Below are 14584 nucleotides of genomic sequence, written 5' to 3' on the forward strand. Positions count from 1 at the left end.
CCAGATGACGATGATCTTCGGCATTCCCCTGCAGGCGCTGTTCGGCCAGCTGCTGATCGGCCTGATCAACGGCTCGTTCTATGCGCTGCTCAGCCTCGGCCTCGCCATCATCTTCGGCCTGCTCCGGGTGATCAACTTCGCCCATGGCGCGCAATATATGCTCGGCGCCTTCGTCGCCTATCTGCTGCTGACCTATGCCGGGATCGGCTACTGGCCGTCATTGATCCTGGCGCCCGTTATCGTCGGCCTTGCCGGGGCAATCATCGAGCGGCTGTTCCTGCGCCGGCTCTATGATCTCGATCCGCTCTACGGCCTGCTCTTCACCTTCGGGCTGGCGCTCGCGGTCGAGGGGACCTTCCGCTATCTCTATGGCTCCTCCGGCCAGCCCTATGCGACGCCGGCGGCGCTCGCCGGCGGGGCGAACCTCGGCTTCATGTTCCTGCCGATCTATCGCGGCTGGGTGGTGGTCGTCTCGCTCGTCGTCTGCCTCGGCACCTGGCTGCTGATCGAAAAGACCAAGCTCGGGGCTTACTTGCGCGCCGCCACGGAAAACGCCGTGCTGGTGCAGGTCTTCGGCGTCAACGTGCCGGTGCTCTTGACGCTCACCTACGCGCTCGGCGCAGGTCTTGCCGCCTTTGCCGGCGTGCTGGCGGCGCCGATCTACCAGGTCTCGCCGCTGATGGGATCGAACATGATCATCGTCGTTTTCGCCGTCGTCGTCGTCGGTGGCATGGGATCGATCATGGGCGCGATCATCACCGGTTATGTACTCGGCATCGCCGAGGGCCTGACCAAGGTCTTCTATCCCGAGGCGTCCAACATCGTGATCTTCGTCATCATGGCGATCGTGCTTCTCATCAGGCCCGCGGGCCTCTTCGGACGGGATGCTTGACATGGCTGACATCACCGAAACCATCCAATCGGAAAAAAGCCGAACCGCTCTTTCAGTGCAGGCGGGTTTCCTGGTCGCCGGGCTGCTGCTTCTGCTGCTGGCGCCGTTCTTTTTCTATCCGATCTTCCTGATGAAGCTGCTCTGCTTCGCGCTCTTTGCCTGCGCCTTCAACCTGCTGCTCGGCTATACCGGCCTGCTGTCCTTCGGCCACGCCACCTTCTTCGGCGGTGCCGCCTATTTCACCGCCTATACGGTGAAGGAATGGGGCCTGCCGCCGGAACTCGGCATCCTGATCGGCGTGGCGGGTGCGGCGTTTCTCGGTCTCGTCATGGGCTTCTTCGCCATCCGCCGCCAGGGCATCTATTTCGCGATGATCACGCTGGCGCTGTCGCAGATGTTCTTCTTCTTCTGCCTGCAGGCGGAGTTCACCGAGGGCGAGGACGGCATCCAGTCCGTGCCCCGCGGCCATCTCTTCGGCTTCATCGACCTGAACAGCTCGACCAACATGTATTATTTCGTGCTGGCCGTCTTCCTCGTCGGCATCCTGATCATCTGGCGCTTTATCAATTCGCCCTTCGGCATGATTCTGAAATCGATCCGCGAAAACGAGCAACGGGCGATCTCGCTCGGCTATTCCGTGGCGCGCTACAAGCTCGGCGCCTTCGTCATGTCGGCAGCGCTTGCCGGGCTCGCAGGCGCGGTGAAATCGATCGTCTTCCAGTTCGCGACGCTGACCGATGTCGCCTGGCAGATGTCGGGCGAGGTGATCCTGATGACGCTGCTCGGCGGCATCGGCACGCTGATCGGCCCGCTCTTCGGCGCCGGGCTGGTGGTGGTGCTGGAAAACTACCTCGCCACCTCGGAATTCCCGGTGACGATCATCACCGGCATCGTCTTCATGGTCTGCGTGCTGATCTTCCGCCGCGGCATCATCGGCGAATTCTACGCCTCGCGGCTGGGGCGGAAACTGGGCTTCGTCTATCGCCGCTGAACGGGCGGACCTCTCTCTTTCCGGAAAGAATTACTCTTTCCCGGAAAAGAGACGGGCGGCGGCGCTGCGACTCTTCCTCTCCCCGTGCCGCGGGGAGGGGGAAGCGGCAAGCATCTGGAGTCTCATGCGGGGCATGGATCGTTACGACTATATCATCGTCGGCGCAGGCAGCGCCGGCTGCGTGCTCGCCAACCGGCTGTCTGCCGATGGCAGGAGCCGGGTGCTGCTGCTCGAAGCCGGCGGCAGCGACAACTATCACTGGATCCATATTCCGGTCGGTTATCTCTATTGCATCAACAATCCGCGCACCGACTGGTGCTTCACTACGGCGCCGGAAGCGGGATTGAACGGCCGGGCGCTGAGTTATCCGCGCGGCAAGGTTCTCGGCGGCTGTTCGTCGATCAACGGCATGATCTACATGCGCGGCCAGGCGCGTGATTACGACCTCTGGCGGCAGATGGGCTGCAGCGGCTGGGGCTGGGACGATATTCTGCCCTTCTTCCGCAAGTCCGAGGATTTTTATCGCGGCGAAGACGAGATGCATGGTGCCGGCGGCGAATGGCGCATCGAGAAAGCGCGCGTGCGCTGGGCCGTGCTCGACGCCTTCCAGCAGGCTGCCAGGGAAGCGGGCATTCCTGAAACCGCGGATTTCAACCGCGGCAGCAACGAGGGCTCCGGCTATTTCGACGTCAACCAGCGCTCCGGCATTCGCTGGAACACCTCGAAGGCCTTCCTGCGGCCGGTGATGAAGCGCTCCAACCTGACCGTGCTGACCAAGGCACAGGTCCGGCGGCTGCTGGTGGAGGAAGGCGCCGTTGCCGGCGTCGAGTTCCAGCATCGTGGCGTGGCGAAACGCGCCTATGCGGCGAAAGAGACCGTCCTTTCGGCCGGTTCGATCGGCTCGCCGCACATCCTGGAACTGTCGGGCATCGGCCGGGGGGAGGTTCTCAGACAGGCGGGCGTCGATGTCGTCACCGAGGTCAAGGGTGTCGGCGAGAACCTGCAGGACCATCTGCAACTGCGTCTGGCCTACAAGGTGACGGGGGTTCCGACGCTGAACGAGAAGGCGACGAAGCTGATCGGCAAGGCGGCGATCGGGCTCGAATATCTCGTCCGCCGCTCCGGGCCGATGGCGATGGCGCCGAGCCAGCTTGGCATCTTCACCCGATCGGGCCCGGACCGGGAAACGCCCGACCTGCAATATCACGTGCAGCCGGTCTCGCTGGAGAAGTTCGGCGATCCCGTCCATCCTTTCCCGGCAATCACCGCGAGCGTCTGCAATCTCAGGCCGGAAAGCCGCGGTTCGGTTCACCTGTCCAGCCCGGATTTTGCCGCTCAGCCGACGATCAGCCCGAAATACCTCTCGACGCAGCGCGATCGTGACATAGCTGTTCGCTCAATACGGTTGACGCGCAAGATCGTCGCGCAGCCTTCGTTTGCCCGTTTCAGGCCGGAGGAATTCAAGCCGGGGCCTGCCTATCAGACGGAGGCCGATCTGGAGCGGGCGGCGGGCGAGATCGGCACGACGATCTTCCATCCTGTCGGCACCTGCCGCATGGGCGCCGACAGGGACAGCGTCGTCGATCCCCGGTTGAAGCTCAGGGCGCTCGGCAAGCTCAGGATCGCCGACGCCTCGGTGATGCCGTCGATCACCTCGGGCAACACCAATTCGCCGACGATCATGATCGCCGAAAAGGCGGCAGCAATGATCCTCGAAGACAATCGATAGGAGAAGACCATGGCAAGGATCGCATTCATCGGCCTCGGCAACATGGGTGGGCCGATGGCCGCCAATCTGGTCAAATCAGGTCACGAGGTCCTCGGCTTCGATCTCGCGGCGTCCGTGCTGAAGGCGGCCGAGGAGAGCGGCGTCAAGCCGGCAAGCCATGCCAGCCAGGCGGTCAAGGAAGCGGAGATCATCATCACCATGCTGCCGCAGGGCAGACACGTGCTGACGGCCTGGACCGATATCCTGCAGTCCGCCGCGCAAGGCACGTTGGTCATCGATTGCTCGACCATCGATGTCGAAAGCAGCCGCAAGGCGCATGAGATGGCCAAGGCCGCAAGCTGCCTGTCGCTCGACGCCCCGGTCTCCGGCGGCACCGGCGGGGCGACCGCGGGCACGCTGACCTTCATGGCCGGCGGCTCGGAAGACGCCTTCGCCGAGGCAAAGCCAATCCTCGAGGCCATGGGAAAGAAGATCGTCCATTGCGGCGAGGCCGGCGCCGGCCAGGCGGCGAAGATCTGCAACAACATGATATTAGGTATTTCGATGGTGGGCGTCTGCGAGGCCTTCGTGCTTGCCGAAAAGCTCGGGCTCTCGCATCAGGCGCTGTTCGACGTCGCCTCGACCTCGTCGGGCCAGTGCTGGTCGATCAATACCTATTGCCCGGTGCCCGGACCGGTGCCGACCTCGCCGGCGAACAATGACTACAAACCGGGCTTTGCCGCGGCTCTGATGCTGAAGGATCTCAGGCTCTCCCAGGAAGCGGCGCTGGCGAGTGGCGCCTCCACGCCGCTCGGCGCGGAAGCAGCGCAGCTTTATGCGCTCTTCGAAAAGCAGGGCAATGGCGGAAGGGACTTTTCCGCCATCATCGAGATGTTCCGCGAGAAGGCGTAAGCACCGCGGCGTCAAATCAAGCCTTAGATACCGAGAAGCTGAGCCTGCTGTTGCCGAGCAGGATGTCGATTTCGCCGGGTTCGGTCAGTTCGATCGCGCCGCTCAGCGTGCCCGTCGTCAGGAGTGCGCCTGCCTTCAGCGATGTCTCGGGGCGGAGGCCGTCATTAGCATAATCGATGAGCCAGGTGAGAACGTCGCCTTTCGGATGCTGCGCCGGACCATCATAGATCGTGCGGCCGGCATGAGTGACCTTGAGCGGCGTGCCGCCTACGGTGTCGACGACGCGTTTCTCGACCTCCGGGCCGAGTACATAGCCGCTATTGCCGAGGCGGTCGGCGACGAACAGCAGAAACGAAACGCTGCCGCTTTCCTTCACAGCGCTGACCAGCAGCTCGGCGCCGAGATAGACAGCGGAAATCGCCTCGACCACCTCGGCGCGGCTGTAGGGAACGCCCGCGCGGACCGGCAGGTCGCTGCCGAGACGGACGGCGATCTCGGTCTCGAATTTCAGGCCCGGATACCAGGGAATGTCCGCGCCCGAAACGGCTTTGGCATAGGGATACAGCGTACCGGCGACCGCTTGGCCCTGCGGCGAGACCGTGACTTTCCAGGCATTGCTCGAAATACGGTCCGCAGCAGTGAGCAAATTCTGCGCCTCCATCGCCTGATGCAGATCGGCTGGCAGCGCGAAAGTGTCCGTGGCCTCCTGCAGGCCGGCCTGGCGCAGGCTGTGAAGCCGGGCGGCAAGGGCGCGCGGATCGAATGTCTCTGTCATGCTATCTCCTCGACATGATTTTGGAGTGCCACACTAGCGGCAAGACGAGGACGAACAAGGCCGTTCTTGGAAAAGGTCCTATTCCATCGCTGCGTGCCAGCGATCGCGATAGGTGGTCAGTCCTGGGATATCGGTCGGCGGAACATGTGTCTCGGCACCCGATACCGGCCGGATGCCGGTGAGAAGGGCCGCTCCCTGACTGGTGCCGGTCGAGCCCGGAAGGGCCATGACCTCGCGGCCGGTCAGGGCGGCAAGGAGCTTGAGATAGGTCCCATTGAGCGCAAAAGGCCCTTCGACGATAACGGGGCCTTTGGCGCCGACCAGTCCGAGGCAGGCATTGGTCATCAAAGCGAGATAGAGACAGGCGACGGCAGAGCGCTCCTCGCGGCTTGCCTCATTGGCGCCGATCCAGCGGCTTGTCTTTCCCGGAAAAGGCCCGGAACCGGAGGCGATATTCGCCAGCAGCATCATGCCTTTGTCGATCACGGGACCGATTGCCGCCAGGGCGGCATTTTCGTCGACGGGGCCGATCTCGGCCGACAGGATCTCGAATTCACGGCCGCCCATGAAGCGGGAAGAGGGGACGGCGCGGCCATAGGCATCGACATTGGCGAGCGCATCGCGTTCCGGATCGAGATGATCGAGATCGCCGCCGACGCCGAAATTGATGACCCATGTTCCGGTGGAGACGACGGCAAAGGGCGCTTCGCGATGGACGAGATGCGGCAGCAGCGAGGCATTGGAATCGTGAATGCCGCAATAGACCGGCACGGCTGCAGCAAGGCCGAGCTCAGCGGCGATGCCGGGAAGAACCGGGCCGAGTGCATCGAAAGCGGAACGGATCGGCGCCATGAGGTCGCGAATGCCAAGCCTGTCGACGAGCGAGGAATAGTGGCCCTCCCTCGGGTTCCAGAGGTCGGTATGGCAGCCTAGCGAGGTCAGCTCATTGGCGGCGACACCGGTCAGCCGCGCCGTCCAGTATTGCGCATAGGTGAGGATGGTCGCAACCTTGGCAAACTCCTCGGGAAAGGCGGTCTTCTGGTAGTGCAGCTGCGCGCCGACATTGAGACCCATCGCCAGGCGCGGCGAGAAGGTCTCGTCGAAGGAGGGGCGGAGCGCCGTATAGGCGTCGCGGATGTCCTGCGGATATTCGTGTTCGTAGTCGATGACAGGCATGGCAAGCGTGCCGTCTCGGACAAGCAATGCAGCGGATGCGCCATGGGTGGTGATCGAAATGGCGTCGAAGCCAGGTTCGCGCGCAAGGCTCTTCAGTGCATCGAGCGCAAAGGACCAGAGAGCCTCTACGTCGTAATGCGGATAGAGACCGGTTTTGATCGCGATATTCGGCCGTTTCAGGACGGCGATCTCGGCGCCCGTCTCGCTGTCGAGGACGACGACCTTGGCATTGGTCTTGCCGATGTCGAGGACGGCGATGCGGCGATAAGAGGTGGCGTTCATGGCATATGGAAGACGGTGACCAGGTCGCTCTGGACCGGTGAATTATCGAGATTGGTCGCCATGATGTCGGCCATGTGCGCCCACCATTTTTTCACAACCGGATGGTCCGGCAGGCTCGCCATCGTGTGGTCGGCCGGCCGCGTCAACACGCCGAACAGCGTGTTGGTCTCGCGGTCGAGATGGATGGAATAGTCGCTGGCGCCCGACTTGTGCAGGAGATCGACCAGTTCCGGCCAGATCTCGTCATGCCGCTTGCGGTATTCGGCTTCCATGCCGGGATTAAGCTGCATTTTGAAGGCGTGTTTTTCTAAAGTCATCGGGAGCTCATGACCTTGATGCGACGGGCGATGATCGGGATGGCGATGGTGATGATCAGAAGCAGGCCGATGAAGATCGACATGACGATGCCGGGCACGTTGAGCAGGCCGAGGCCGAAGGTGACGAGGCCCATGACGAAGGCGGCGATGACGACGCCGACGATGGTGCCGGAGCCGCCGAGGATGGAGATGCCGCCGAGCACGACCATGGTGACGACCTCGAGTTCCCAGCCCTGGGCGATCGACGGCCGGGTCGAGCCGAGGCGTGAGGTCAGGCAGACGGCGGCAACGCCGCTCATGACGCCGGTCAGCAGGAAGAGGATGAATTTGACGCGTTCGACCGGAATGCCGGAGAAGCGGGCGGCGAAGTCATTGTTGCCGATCGCATAGACCTGCCGGCCGAAATTCGTCGCATGCAGCAGGATGGCGAAGAGGATCGCCAGCACGATGAAGAGCACGAATTCGAAGGAGAATACCCAGACGACATAGCCCTGGCCGAAATAGGCGAAATCAGCCGGGTATTTGCCATAGGCCTGGTCGCCGAGCACGATATAGGAAATGCCGCGGAAAAGGCTCATCGTGCCGATGGTGACGACGATCGACGGCAATTTCAGCACCGAGACCAGCACGCCGTTGAAGATGCCGCAGGCAAGGCCGGTGCCGATGCCGATCGCGACCAGGCCGGGGGTGCCGATGCCGAGCTGCGCTGCCGCGCCCATTGCCGTCGAGGCGAGCGCGATGATCGCGGCGACCGAGAGATCGATCTCGCCCGATATGACGAGCAGCGCCATGGCGAAGGCGATCATCGCCTTTTCGGTGAAATTGAAGGTGGCGTCCGAGAGGTTCCAGGCATCGAGGAAATAGGGCGAGGCGAGCGAATTGAAGATGAAGATCAGCATGGCGACGGCAAAGAGCAGCACTTCCCAGCTCGCGAGGATGCGGCGGAAGGGTGTGCCGAGGCGGTCGGGAATGACCCGCTTTTCGTGTGTGGACACGGTGCTCATGCTGCGGCCTCCGTTCTGATCTCGGCTGCGGCGCGGTCGCGCAGGATGATACGGCCGCGGTTACGCTCGCGCCGGGCGTTGAAGGCGACGGCGAGAATGATGACGGTTCCGGAGATCGCCATCTGCGTGAAGGGTGAAATGCCGATCACCGGCAGCGCATTCTTGATGACGCCGAGGAAGAGCGCACCGAGCACGGTGCCGGCGACCGAGCCGACGCCGCCGGCAATCGAAATGCCGCCGATGACGCAGGCTGCAACGCTGTCGAGCTCGAAGCCGTTGGCGATATCGACATAGGCGACGGCATAACGCGACACCCAGAGATAGCTCGCAAGGCCGGCCAGCGCCCCCGACAGAACGAAGGCCAGGAATTTCGTCCAGCCCGTATCGATGCCGGCATAGACGGCCGCGGTCGGATTGCCGCCGGTCGCATAGGCCGAGCGGCCGAACTGGGTGTATCTGAGCAGGACATACATCAGAAGCACGATGACGATGCCCACCCAGCCGAGAACCGGCAGGCCGAGAATCGGCGTGCGCGGCACCGACAGGAAGACCGGCGTCATCTGGTGGGCGTTCACCCACGCCCCGCCCGAGAGCACGAAGGCCATGCCGCGATAGATGGTGAGCGTGCCGAGCGTGACAACGATCGGCGGGATTTCGAGCGCCCAGACGAGAAAGCCGTTGATGGCGCCGAGGCAGGCGCCGATGACGATCGCGGCAAGGATCAGCACGACGAGCGGCAGATCGGGATAGGCGGCATTCATCATCGCGATCGCCATGCCGGTGAAGGCGAGGTTGGCGGCGACGGAGAGGTCGATCGATTTCGTCAGGATGACCGTCATCTGCGCCAGCGCCAGGATGATCAGGATGGAGGTATCATTGAAAATGCCGGCAAGATTCTCCGGCGTTGCGAAATCGGCAGCGCGCGTCGAAAAGATCGCGATCATCACGACGATGATGAGGAACAGCAGGGTTTCGCGTTTTCTGATCAGTCTTGCCATGCTCTTACCTTATGAATTGCGCGGGCCTTATGCATTGCGGGCCTCATGCATTGCCGGTGGCGGCTCGCACCAGCGTTTCTGGCGACAGCTCGGCGCGGTCGAAAATTCCGGCGGCGAGACCTTCCTTCATCACCAGAACGCGATCCGACATGCCGATGATTTCGGGCAGTTCGGACGAGACCATGATGATCGACAGGCCCTCGGCGGCGAGTTCGCTGATGAAGCCGTGCACGGCCGCCTTTGAGCCGATGTCGATGCCCTTTGTCGGTTCATCGAGGATGATGACCTTCGGCGCCGTCGCCAGCCATTTGCCGATGACGACCTTCTGCTGGTTGCCGCCGGAGAGCGTGCCGACCGGGACGGAAAGGGCGGCTGCGCGCAGGTCCAGCCGCTCGGCATATTTGCGGGCGAGCGCGAATTCTTCTGCCGCCCTGAGGAAGCCCCGGCGCGAGGTGCGGGTAAGCGACGGCAGCGTCATGTTCTGGAAGATCGGCATCGGCAGCGCCAGCCCGTGGCGGCCGCGTTCTTCCGGCACATAGACGATGCCGGCGCGGATCGCATCCTGCGGCGAATGGATGGTGATCTCGCGGCCTTCGAGCATCATGGTGCCCGAGAGCGGCCTGGTGATGCCGAAAAGCGATTGAGACAGTTCCGAACGCCCGGCGCCGATCAGACCGTAAATGCCGAGAATCTCGCCCTGGCGCAGGGTGAAGGAGATGTCGCGGAATTCGGTGCGATGGCTGTAATTGCGGATCTCGAGAACCGGGCCGCCGATGGCGACATCGACCTTCGGAAAGGCATTCTCGACGTCGCGGCCGACCATCATGCGGACGATCTCGTCCTGCGGCGTTTCCTTGAGCCGGCCCTGGCCGACGGCGCGGCCGTCGCGAAAGACGACGAAATCGTCGGCGATCTCGTAGACCTCGTCGAACTTGTGGCTGATGAAGAGGATCGCCTTGCCCTTTTCCTTCAGGCCGCGGACGATGCGGAAGAGATCGTCGATCTCCTTGCGGGATAGGGCTGCCGTCGGCTCGTCCATGATGACGATGCGGGCCTCGATCGACAGAGCGCGCGCAATCGCCACCAGATGGCGCTGTGCGATCGAGAGGTCCTTCAGCCGGATTGTCGGATCGATATTGCTTTCAAGCGCGGTCAGCAGCGCCTTGGCGCGGCTGTTCATCGCCTGCCAGTCGATGGTGCGCAAACGTGTGCGCGGCGCATGGCCAAGGAAAATATTTTCGGCAACCGTCAGTTCGTCGAACAGCACGGTTTCCTGATGGATGGCGGTGACGCCGGCGTCGATTGCGGCCTGGGCGCTGGCAAAGGTCACCGGCTGGCCATCAACCCGGATCTCGCCTTCGTTCGGCCTGTAGATGCCGGTCAGGATCTTGACCAGCGTCGATTTGCCGGCGCCGTTTTCGCCGATCAGCGCGGTGACCGTGCCGGGATGCAGCGCGATGCTGACATTGTCGAGCGCCTTCACGCCCGGAAAGATCTGGGAGATGCCGCGCATTTCTAGAATGGCGGGCGCATCACCGGTTTTGCTGTCCGTGGCGGTTTGTTGAAAGGCGGCGTTCATCAAGCTTCTACCAGTGTCGAATGAGAATCCCGGCGGCCATCAGGCCGCCGGGCTTTAATGCGGTGGTTTCGGATCAGAAGACCTTGGAGAACTGGTCGATATTCGAAGCATTGTAGACGAACGGATCGGCCATGGCGGCTTCGCCGTTGTCGCCGACCTTGATCTTGCCCATGCGGCCGACTTCGATCTCGCTGCCCGGCTTGCCGTCGGTCTCGCCCTTGACGAGGCGATAGGCGATCTGCGTTGCAGAATAGCCGAGATCGATCGGGTTCCAGATGGCGAATTCCTTCGTCGCGCCCGACTTGATCGCGCCGGCCATTTCGGACGGCAGGCCGAGACCGGTGACGTAGACCTTGCCGACAAGACCCTTGTCTTCGACGACCTTGGAAGCGGCGAGAACGCCGACCGTCGTCGGAGCGACGATGACCTTGATGTTCGGGTTCGCCTTTAAGAGGCCTTCGGCTTCACGATAGGACTTGTCCGATAGGTCGTCGCCATAGACGGTGGTGACGAGGTTGAGGCCCGGGAAATCCTTGAGCTGCTTCTTCATCTGGTCGATCCAGATGTTCTGATTGGTCGAGGTGGTCGTGGCCGACAGGATGGCGAAGTCACCCTTGCCGCCGTCGAGATGATCCTTGACGAGCGTCAGGCACATCTTGCCGATCAGCTCGTTGGACGACGGGTTGAGCTGGAGGATACGGCCTTCAGGCGCGACGCCGGAATCCCAGGAGATGACCTTGATGCCGCGCTGTGCAGCCTTCTTCAACGCCGGAACGAGCGCGTCGGGATCGTTGGCCGAAACGGCGATGGCGCTGACGCCCTGGGCAATCAGCGAGTTGATGACTTCGATCTGGCCTTCGGCCGTCGTCGTCGTCGGGCCGGTATAAATGACCTCGACGCCGCCGAGTTCCTTGGCGGCTTCCTGTGCACCCTTATTGGCGGCATCGAAGAAGCCGTTGCCGAGCGACTTGACGACGAGACCGATCTTGATGTCGGCGGCGCTGGCTGTCCCGGCCATCATGGCGACGGCAAATGCCACGCCGATTGCGAGTTTCTTTGCGAGTTTCATGCTTTCATCCTCCCACTTGATTGACACTCTTCACACCTCCCCGGCGCCTTATGCGACCGACGAGGAATCCTCCTTGATTGCCTGGGCGACCGGGCTCGCAACGATGAGCCTGATGCCGGCATTCTCGATCATCCTGACGGCTTCCTCTGGAATGCCGTCATCGGTGATGATCGTAGACACACGTTCGAGCGGGCACAGAATGAGGCTCGACCGGCGATGGAACTTGCTGGAATCGACCATGACGACCAATTCGTCGGCCTGATGCATCAGCTTCTGTTCGCTCTGGATGATCAGCGCATCGGCTTCCATGATGCCGAGCGGGCCGACGCCCTGCGCGCCGATGAAGAAGCGGCGGGCGTAGAAATTGCGGATCGCGTCATTGTCGAAGGGGGAGAGGATCAGGCTCTGCTCGCGATAGATCGCGCCGCCCGGCACAGTCACCGTGTTCTTCGAATGCTTGACCAGATGTTCGGCGATGGCGAAAGAATTGGTCATCACCTGCAGGCGGTGCGCCGCCATGAAGTGCACCATCTGGAAGGTGGTCGTGCCACCGTTGATGATGATCGCGTCGCCCGGATCGCAAAGCTCGACGGCCTGGCGGGCGATTGCGCGCTTCTTGTCGATATTGACCGATTCCGAAACGCGGAAGGGGCGCCCGGCGAGATTGCCGAGCTGCGGCGGATGCACGGCCTCGGCGCCGCCGCGCACACGTCGGATCTTGCCCTGAACATGAAGAGCCGCGATGTCGCGCCGGATCGTCGCCTCGGAAGCCTCGGTCAGTTCGGAAATATCCTGAACCGTCACGACGGACTTTTCCTGAACGGCGCTCAGAATGATGCGATGGCGTTCGCGTTCGTGCATGGGGCTCCTCCTTCGATCGTTTATTTCGCACATATGAGAATGTGTCAATCAAAAACGATCATAAATTTTCATATTGCGCTGCACAATAATCGAATTTGATCGTTTTCGATTGACAAGCTGCGTTTTGATGAGCGATACCGTCAGCGAAAAGGGGCGCGGGCTTTGCGTTTCGATGAAGATTTCATATGGGAGGATGACATGGCGGCGAACGTCCGGCTTCTGGAAAACCGGTGGGATGATGCTTATGCGGCAGGCCTCGATGAGCCTGGCAAGCTGCTCTATCGCTCCAACCTGCTCGGCGCCGACAAGCGCATCACCAATTATGGCGGCGGCAACACTTCGGCGAAGGTGCTGGAAACCGATCCGCTGACCGGCGGAAAGGTCAAGGTACTCTGGGTCAAGGGATCGGGCGGCGACGTCGGCACGATCAAGCTCGACGGTTTCGCGACGCTCTACCAGGACAAGCTGGAATCGCTGAAAGGCATCTATAAGGGCGTTGAGGACGAAGACCGCATGGTCGGCTTCCTGCCGCACTGCACCTTCAACCTGAATGCCCGCGCTGCCTCGATCGACACGCCGCTGCACGGTTTCGTGCCTTTCACTCATGTCGACCACATGCATCCCGATGCGATCATCGCGATCGCCGCGTCGAAGAATTCGAAGGAATTGACGCAGCAGATCTTCGGCGACGAGATCGGCTGGCTGCCCTGGCGCCGTCCGGGCTTCCAGCTCGGCCTCGACCTCGGCGCATTCGTTGCCGCAAACCCGAATGCCAAGGGCGTCGTGCTCGAGAGCCACGGCCTCTTCACCTGGGCGAACGATGCCAAGGCCTGCTACGAGTTGACGCTCGATATCATCAACAAGGCGATCGTCTGGTTTGCCGAAAAGACCGAAGGCAAGACCATTTTCGGCGGCGCGGTCGCACAGAGCTTGGCCGTCACTGAGCGCCGCGCCATCGCCGCCCGGCTGATGCCGGAGATCCGCGGCCGCATCGGCAAGCAGGAGCGTAAGCTTGGTCATTTCGACGATCAGGACGCCGTGCTCGAATTCGTCAATTCCCGGGATCTGCGTCCGCTCGGCGCGCTCGGCACCAGCTGCCCCGATCATTTCCTGCGCACCAAGATCCGCCCGCTGATCGTCGATTTCGACCCGGCCATGCCGGATGTCGACGCGATCGTTGCCGGTCTCGACAAGGCGCTGGAAGACTACCGCGCCGACTACGCCCGCTACTACAACGACTGCAAGCATGGCAATTCGCCCGCCATGCGCGACGCCAATCCCGTCATCTTCCTGGTGCCCGGCGTCGGCATGCTGTCCTTTGCCCGCGACAAGGCGACGGCCCGCATTGCCAGCGAATTCTACGTCAACGCCATCAACGTCATGCGCGGCGCCTCGACGGTCTCCGAATATCAGGGCCTGCCGGAGCAGGAAGCCTTCGATATCGAATATTGGCTGCTTGAAGAGGCCAAGCTGCAGCGCATGCCGAAGCCAAAGAGCCTTGCCGGCCGCGTTGCCTTCGTCACTGGCGGCGCCGGCGGCATCGGCCGGGCGACGGCCGCACGCCTCGTCGGCGAAGGTGCCTGCGTGGTGCTTGCCGATATCGACCAGGCAGCGCTCGAAGGCACCGAAGCCGATTTCGTCAAGAAGTTCGGCGCCGACGCCGTGCGCAGCGTCCGGCTCGACGTCACCAAGGAAGATGCGGTGATCGCCTCCTTCGCGGAAGCCTGCGTCGAATTCGGCGGCATCGATATCCTCGTCTCGAATGCCGGCATTGCCTCCTCCGCGCCGATCGAATTGACCGAACTGGCGACGTGGAACCGCAATATCGATATTCTCGCGACCGGCTATTTCCTCGTCTCGCGCGAAGCCTTCCGCCTGTTCCGCCGTCAGGCGCTCGGCGGCAATGTCATTTTCGTCGCTTCGAAAAACGGTCTTGCCGCCTCGCCGAACGCGTCTGCCTATTGCACGGCAAAGGCTGCTGAAATCCATCTCGCCCGCTGCCTGGCTCTGGAAGGCGCGG

At 62.4% G+C, this 14584-nt stretch carries 13 protein-coding genes; 5 read left to right on the forward strand and 8 right to left on the reverse strand.

Annotation, left to right across the window (positions count from 1 at the left end):
• Window positions 1–4: 4 nt before the first annotated feature.
• The 4 genes from HX899_RS18470 to mmsB all read left to right on the forward strand — a co-directional run bounded on the left by HX899_RS18470 (window position 5) and on the right by mmsB (window position 4503).
• Entirely contained in the window at window positions 5–892 is an 888-nt protein-coding gene (locus HX899_RS18470; protein ID WP_003547797.1) for a branched-chain amino acid ABC transporter permease, read from the forward strand.
• Window position 893: 1 nt separating this feature from the next.
• Window positions 894–1883, forward strand: coding sequence for a branched-chain amino acid ABC transporter permease (locus tag HX899_RS18475; protein ID WP_029874928.1), 990 nt, complete (start codon window positions 894–896; stop codon window positions 1881–1883).
• A 133-nt stretch (window positions 1884–2016) separates the two neighbouring features.
• The gene (locus HX899_RS18480; protein WP_171598245.1) at window positions 2017–3612 is read left to right on the forward strand and encodes a GMC family oxidoreductase; all 1596 of its coding nucleotides are present in this window, start codon (window positions 2017–2019) and stop codon (window positions 3610–3612) included.
• Window positions 3613–3621: 9 nt separating this feature from the next.
• Entirely contained in the window at window positions 3622–4503 is an 882-nt protein-coding gene (gene mmsB, locus HX899_RS18485) for a 3-hydroxyisobutyrate dehydrogenase (protein ID WP_181293039.1), read from the forward strand.
• Window positions 4504–4519: 16 nt separating this feature from the next.
• Here mmsB and HX899_RS18490 read toward each other — a convergent pair whose 3' ends face one another.
• The 8 genes from HX899_RS18490 to HX899_RS18525 form a co-directional block, all read right to left on the reverse strand.
• The gene (locus HX899_RS18490) at window positions 4520–5278 is read right to left on the reverse strand and encodes a fumarylacetoacetate hydrolase family protein (RefSeq protein WP_171598031.1); all 759 of its coding nucleotides are present in this window, start codon (window positions 5276–5278) and stop codon (window positions 4520–4522) included.
• Window positions 5279–5356: 78 nt separating this feature from the next.
• On the reverse strand, window positions 5357–6736 hold the full coding sequence (locus HX899_RS18495) for an FGGY-family carbohydrate kinase (protein WP_181293040.1): 1380 nt from the start codon (window positions 6734–6736) through the stop codon (window positions 5357–5359).
• Window positions 6733–7053: an L-rhamnose mutarotase gene (rhaM, locus tag HX899_RS18500; RefSeq protein ID WP_181293041.1), complete on the reverse strand. Its 321-nt coding sequence runs from the start codon at window positions 7051–7053 to the stop codon at window positions 6733–6735. Before rhaM ends, HX899_RS18495 begins: the two co-directional genes overlap by 4 nt.
• Window positions 7050–8057, reverse strand: a complete 1008-nt coding sequence (locus HX899_RS18505; RefSeq protein ID WP_181293042.1) for an ABC transporter permease — start codon at window positions 8055–8057, stop codon at window positions 7050–7052. Before HX899_RS18505 ends, rhaM begins: the two co-directional genes overlap by 4 nt.
• Window positions 8054–9055 carry an ABC transporter permease gene (locus HX899_RS18510; RefSeq protein ID WP_003553868.1) on the reverse strand — a complete coding sequence of 334 codons (1002 nt, stop codon included), beginning with the start codon at window positions 9053–9055 and terminating at the stop codon, window positions 8054–8056. Before HX899_RS18510 ends, HX899_RS18505 begins: the two co-directional genes overlap by 4 nt.
• 43 nt (window positions 9056–9098) lie before the next feature.
• Window positions 9099–10634 carry a sugar ABC transporter ATP-binding protein gene (locus tag HX899_RS18515; protein WP_181293043.1) on the reverse strand — a complete coding sequence of 512 codons (1536 nt, stop codon included), beginning with the start codon at window positions 10632–10634 and terminating at the stop codon, window positions 9099–9101.
• A gap of 73 nt (window positions 10635–10707) precedes the next feature.
• Window positions 10708–11703 carry a rhamnose ABC transporter substrate-binding protein gene (gene rhaS / locus HX899_RS18520; RefSeq protein ID WP_003553864.1) on the reverse strand — a complete coding sequence of 332 codons (996 nt, stop codon included), beginning with the start codon at window positions 11701–11703 and terminating at the stop codon, window positions 10708–10710.
• Window positions 11704–11751: 48 nt separating this feature from the next.
• Window positions 11752–12564: a DeoR/GlpR family DNA-binding transcription regulator gene (locus HX899_RS18525; RefSeq protein WP_138331360.1), complete on the reverse strand. Its 813-nt coding sequence runs from the start codon at window positions 12562–12564 to the stop codon at window positions 11752–11754.
• A 198-nt stretch (window positions 12565–12762) separates the two neighbouring features.
• On the opposite strand from HX899_RS18525, the gene HX899_RS18530 reads away from it, so the two are divergent.
• The coding region (locus HX899_RS18530) for a bifunctional rhamnulose-1-phosphate aldolase/short-chain dehydrogenase (RefSeq protein ID WP_181293044.1) at window positions 12763–14584 on the forward strand (1822 nt) is incomplete at its 3' end.

Origin of the sequence: Rhizobium sp. WYCCWR 11146 (assembly GCF_013591995.1) — a bacterium.
Taxonomy (GTDB): Bacteria; Pseudomonadota; Alphaproteobacteria; order Rhizobiales; family Rhizobiaceae; genus Rhizobium; species Rhizobium indicum.

What these genes read in the sequence shown, in the direction of transcription:
- HX899_RS18470 (WP_003547797.1), top strand. Translation starts at nt 5, where the DNA reads ATGACGATGATCTTCGGCATTCCCCTGCAGGCGCTGTTCGGCCAGCTG.
- HX899_RS18475 (WP_029874928.1), top strand. Translation starts at nt 894, where the DNA reads ATGGCTGACATCACCGAAACCATCCAATCGGAAAAAAGCCGAACCGCT.
- HX899_RS18480 (WP_171598245.1), top strand. Translation starts at nt 2,017, where the DNA reads ATGGATCGTTACGACTATATCATCGTCGGCGCAGGCAGCGCCGGCTGC.
- mmsB (WP_181293039.1), top strand. Translation starts at nt 3,622, where the DNA reads ATGGCAAGGATCGCATTCATCGGCCTCGGCAACATGGGTGGGCCGATG.
- HX899_RS18490 (WP_171598031.1), bottom strand. Translation starts at nt 5,278, where the DNA reads ATGACAGAGACATTCGATCCGCGCGCCCTTGCCGCCCGGCTTCACAGC.
- HX899_RS18495 (WP_181293040.1), bottom strand. Translation starts at nt 6,736, where the DNA reads ATGAACGCCACCTCTTATCGCCGCATCGCCGTCCTCGACATCGGCAAG.
- rhaM (WP_181293041.1), bottom strand. Translation starts at nt 7,053, where the DNA reads ATGACTTTAGAAAAACACGCCTTCAAAATGCAGCTTAATCCCGGCATG.
- HX899_RS18505 (WP_181293042.1), bottom strand. Translation starts at nt 8,057, where the DNA reads ATGAGCACCGTGTCCACACACGAAAAGCGGGTCATTCCCGACCGCCTC.
- HX899_RS18510 (WP_003553868.1), bottom strand. Translation starts at nt 9,055, where the DNA reads ATGGCAAGACTGATCAGAAAACGCGAAACCCTGCTGTTCCTCATCATC.
- HX899_RS18515 (WP_181293043.1), bottom strand. Translation starts at nt 10,634, where the DNA reads ATGAACGCCGCCTTTCAACAAACCGCCACGGACAGCAAAACCGGTGAT.
- rhaS (WP_003553864.1), bottom strand. Translation starts at nt 11,703, where the DNA reads ATGAAACTCGCAAAGAAACTCGCAATCGGCGTGGCATTTGCCGTCGCC.
- HX899_RS18525 (WP_138331360.1), bottom strand. Translation starts at nt 12,564, where the DNA reads ATGCACGAACGCGAACGCCATCGCATCATTCTGAGCGCCGTTCAGGAA.